A 4,555-nucleotide genomic window follows, 5' to 3' on the forward strand; every position below is an offset into this window, starting at 1 on the left:
ATGTAGATGTATTAAAAGTAATGGCACATCCTGTTCGATTACAAATTGTAAATGAATTAATGCACCATAAAATGTGTAATGTTACACAGTTAACGGAAATATTAAGAATCCCCCAATCTACTGTTTCACAACATCTATCAAAATTAAGGGGAACCGTACTCCGTTCAGAAAGAAGAGGGTTAGAGATGCATTATTATATAGATAATGCTAAGGCACGTCAGATTGTTGAAATTTTAGGTTTGTAGATTAATAATACATAAAAGGTTTTCTGTTACAAGGCAGGAAACCTTTTTTATATGTATAACTAATTGTGTGATAATATCATACTGTAGAAACTACCTAACAATAATTTAAATTTAACAGCTTGTTTTATCTTGCCATACACAATTTAACACGATATATAGGTATAAACTTACAAAGAAGGGTTTTAATTAGAAATTAGATATAACAATGGATAATGGTAAGTGTATTAAAGAAATTATAGAATTAATGAAATAAAAAATAATCAATAGATGTTGTAAATGCATATATTTATAAGAATGTGGCAGGAATGAAATGAACTTTACAGTTACTTTAACTTGGATGAAAAGAGATTTAATAATTGTTTAATAGAGTTCATTACCTAGTAAATACGGAGTTCCTGGGCTTGAAGGGGAGGATATAAAAAAGATAATGTGAATAATCCGAAACAAATATGTTTCGGATTAGAGGTTCGAGATTTTATCCATTTTCATTCAACGGTTTGTAAAAGGTAATAAGTTGAATTTTCTGGATTTTAATAAAGGAAATGTATTAGGTTAATCAATAGATACTCCACCAGAGACAATCAGTTTTGTTGGTGCTGGCGTATCTCCACCATTAAACGAAGAGTGTTGTAATACATTTAAACTAATTATGCTACATGCTAATGCACTTACTACTACCATACTTAATACAATTTTCTTAATCTTTTTCATTATTTTAACGCTCCTTTTCTCAAATGTTTCTTATCAGCATTATTACTAATATAGAAATATTTGCTTGCCTTAACATGATTATCTGCCTCATAAAATTGGATTGCTAAAATCCCTGCATATTCTTTTACACAATCCCACATTTCCTCTTTTTCAAAATAAGAAATAGCATCAGTAACTACTTTTTCTAGTTTAATTCTAGGTAGTTCTGTGATTAGTTCATTTAAAACTGCGAAACGATGCTTATATTCCTCATTTCCTGATTCATTTGTATACTTCATTCCTTGCTCGATATATGATTTTGCTGTTTCAATGCCTTCTAAATTATAATATGCTCTTGCTAAGACAAATAATGCTTTAAAATGATTCGGTAGGGTATTTATAATTTCAGAACTCTGTCTGATCGCCAATGGAAATAAATCTTGAATATTATATAACCAGCCCAAATTATGACGTACTCTTAATAATAATTGTTCTTCATTATACTTTTTAAAAACATCAATAACCGTATTGAGACATTCTTCAGCTCTTTCAAACTCTCTTAGATCTATACAAGCTAAACCGTATACATTGTCGCATAAGGCAACATTAATTTCATAGCCTACATGATTCTGGTATACTTTTTTTGCCTTTACTACATGTTGAATTGCTTCAAATGGTTGATAAGATTGATAACAGTAAGTTGAAAATCTATACTCAAACTCGGCTTTTTCTACTGCGTCAGGTATATCAATTAAAAGTTCTTCCGCCTTTTCATAGTGTGTTTTCGCTTCAGTATAATTTGCTAAAATTGTAGAATGAATTGCCTTAAAGAAATGATAATAGTAAGCTAAAAATAAAAAATCATCTTTGATAGTAGAGAGTTTTTCTATTTGATTAAAAGAATCTTTTGTAATACTCATTGCATCTACCAAGACCATATATCTAAAATTCAGTAGGGAATAATAGAATGATACATAGTGGTCTGCTTCTAGTCCTTTTAAACTTTCTTTTACTTTTAGTATGTTTGTTTTGCTTCTTTTACATGATATAAACGAATTTCTTCATACCATTCGTGTAATAATCCCATCAATTGCTCATTACTCTTCTCTTGAACAGTCATAATATCCCCCTTTTCTATGTAAAGGCTTATTCTGATAATAACAGGAATTAGATACATTAAATTTAACAATGAGTTTTTTTCATTAATATACAGAATATTCGGAATATAGTGGTTACCCACCCTCTGTAATGCGACAAAATATAGCTAAGATAGTACAAATTTCGCTAAGTGATTTTTTGATGCTTAAATGTTTGCTATTGAATATATCGTATAAGAGGTGTCTTAGTACTATGGTAGAAAAGGAGGTAGCTTACATTGCTATTTTTTTGAGAAAATATTGGACTTATTAAGTTTCAAGGAATTCAATATAAGTATACTCATGTCTACTTATATTGAAAAGTGAGCGTTAGTTTATGATAAGTTTTGGGATTAATTTACTAAGGACAATGACAAATTTAAGAACAAGAAGAAAAGTAATGGATGCTAGAATTCTGCAAGCGTTAGGGTAGAATTTAAATGTTTTTTGAAAAAAAGAATTAGCTGAAGGGGATACAGTTGCTCTTCATGTACATTCTCGTACTAATTCTCAAGATAAGGGAGTTGCTATAGTGGATATATTTCGTATCAAGGATGGAAAGATTGTCGAACACTGGGATGTAATTCAAGAGATTCCAAGTGAAGCAGTTAATGATAATACGATGTTTTAGGTAGAAGGATATATATAAATTCAGATTTATAATAAAAAACTCCATTTTGATTAACCTTTTTTCAAAATGGAGTCTTTTTATTTTCCATATAAAATTAACAGTACCCTTGATGTATGAGTCACATCATAGTAAAAACTCTTCTATAGGCAAGAAGAGTTTTTTAGTAAGTCTATAGCATTCTGGGAGAAATTAATGTTTTTATTATTAATAATGAAAAATAATTAGGATAAGAAGGGGAAAATAGCATGAAAATGAAAGTAATGATTTTAACAGGTTCAGTACTTGCAGCAACAAATATTACGGGCAGATACAACTTTTAAAGATGTTCTTACTGATCATCATTTGGTCATATAAAGCATAAAAGAGAAAAATATCGTAGCAGGTTATAGAAATCGTATATATGGTTTCGGTGATAGTATTATACGTGGTTAAGTTGCTAGATTACTTTATCATTTTAGCCAAGATGGTTTTTAAAACATAATCAGTACGATTAAATGGGAGACATGAGTCATTGCTTATCGATGGTAAAGTAGACGTATATAATTTAAAAGGAAACCCATGCAACAATATAAATAATAATTTGTATGTGAACGTAAAAAATACCAAGATGGCCCTGAAGGGGAGGGGGGCTTGGTGTTTTTTAGCTAATATCACGATTTTTAAGTAATTTTCATATTCTGTTAACCGCACTAATATCAAGTTTTTTAATTCAATCGTTTAAATTTCGCAAGTGTATTCTTTATCTCTTTATCTTCCACATATCAGTGGGTAATCTTTGTATAATCTGATCTTATCTCTAAATCACAACTGTTACCCCAGTACCATCAAGTTAAAGTTTCATTTTATTTTGCTAACTTGATGGTGATGTGACGTAACCTTAATTATTTGGAAATTAAAAAAAGTCCCCTTAGTCATGTTAAAGGGACCTTGATCACGCAAATGATCTGTAAATCAATTCATTTTTGATAGACAGATCATTTGTATGATAATTTTTGTAAATAATTGCTGAATAGTGAATTTACATAAATGCTTTTAGAAGTTCTTGAATTAATGGGATTGCTCCACCTATAAATTTTAAAACTGCCATTGCGATTTCCATATTATTCTCTCCTCTTTTTTCGTATTAAGATATGATAAATCTTTATAAATTCATTATAGTAAGCGCTTACAATTATTACAATACATTTTCGTATGCAATATTGCATATTTATACATTAGATCTCTATTATTCATTTTTTAATGGTACTATAGCAAGGTGAGAGTCTATAAGGGTTCTCCTTAATAGGAGGAAATATGGAAAGAGTGCAAGCGATTTACAGTAATCAAAAATTTAAGAGTTGGGTTAAACAGGTATTAGCTGTAGGAGGAGTAATAGGGTGCTGCTATTTGGTGTTATATGTTTTCTGTTTCTTAGTTATCATGTAAATATTATACAACTAAACTAGTAGAGTCTTGCCTAGAGAGGTAAGGCTCTTTTATTGTAGTACCGGGAGATGAGCAAACTACATACAATATCTCTTAGGTTTTTCAGATCACTTTGTATGGTTCCTTGTTTAGAACAATAATTCCTATCATTGAAATTAAATAAACTTCTATTTAAAAGTTTCAATTTATATTGAAAACAGAATTCTATTGATAAAAAATATGTTTTTACTAGATACATATTAAAAAGACAAGCATAAATTATATTAGATTTTGGCAAAATCTTTTTGCCTTGGAAAAGGATTTAAATCTTACTGATAGATTTGATTCCTTTTTACATACCATAATCCTTATATTGCTACGTAAACATAATACAGTAATAATGATTTAAAAGCAAGAATTTTAGTAGCGGTACGTTCACACATCCATCA

General features: G+C 29.4%; 2 protein-coding genes and 3 pseudogenes. 2 read left to right on the plus strand and 3 right to left on the minus strand.

Annotated elements, in window-relative coordinates:
- A partial coding sequence (locus DN403_RS30295) for an ArsR/SmtB family transcription factor (protein ID WP_149186092.1) occupies positions 1-245 on the plus strand: 245 nt, incomplete at its 5' end.
- A gap of 552 nt (positions 246-797) precedes the next feature.
- Here the strand turns inward: DN403_RS30295 and DN403_RS30300 are convergent.
- Both DN403_RS30300 and DN403_RS30305 read right to left on the minus strand, forming a co-directional pair.
- Positions 798-956 (minus strand): Phr family secreted Rap phosphatase inhibitor, encoded by a 159-nt coding sequence (locus DN403_RS30300; protein ID WP_000721352.1) that lies wholly within the window; start codon positions 954-956, stop codon positions 798-800.
- A pseudogene (locus DN403_RS30305) lies at positions 956-2,055 on the minus strand (response regulator aspartate phosphatase). Before DN403_RS30305 ends, DN403_RS30300 begins: the two are co-directional and overlap by 1 nt.
- A 467-nt stretch (positions 2,056-2,522) precedes the next feature.
- Between DN403_RS30305 and DN403_RS30310 the strand changes: the two are divergent.
- Positions 2,523-2,702: pseudogene (locus DN403_RS30310) on the plus strand (nuclear transport factor 2 family protein); the annotation flags it as partial.
- 1,018 nt (positions 2,703-3,720) lie between these two features.
- Here DN403_RS30310 and DN403_RS31585 read toward each other — a convergent pair.
- Positions 3,721-3,907 (minus strand): annotated as a pseudogene (locus DN403_RS31585) (hypothetical protein).
- Positions 3,908-4,555: the final 648 nt, after the last annotated feature.

Source organism: Bacillus sp. AY2-1, assembly GCF_008368965.1.
Classification (GTDB): Bacteria; Bacillota; Bacilli; order Bacillales; family Bacillaceae_G; genus Bacillus_A; species Bacillus_A thuringiensis_S.

Bases quoted from the DNA above. Each gene is read 5' to 3' on its own strand.
- DN403_RS30300 (WP_000721352.1), bottom strand. From the start codon at position 956: ATGAAAAAGATTAAGAAAATTGTATTAAGTATGGTAGTAGTAAGTGCA.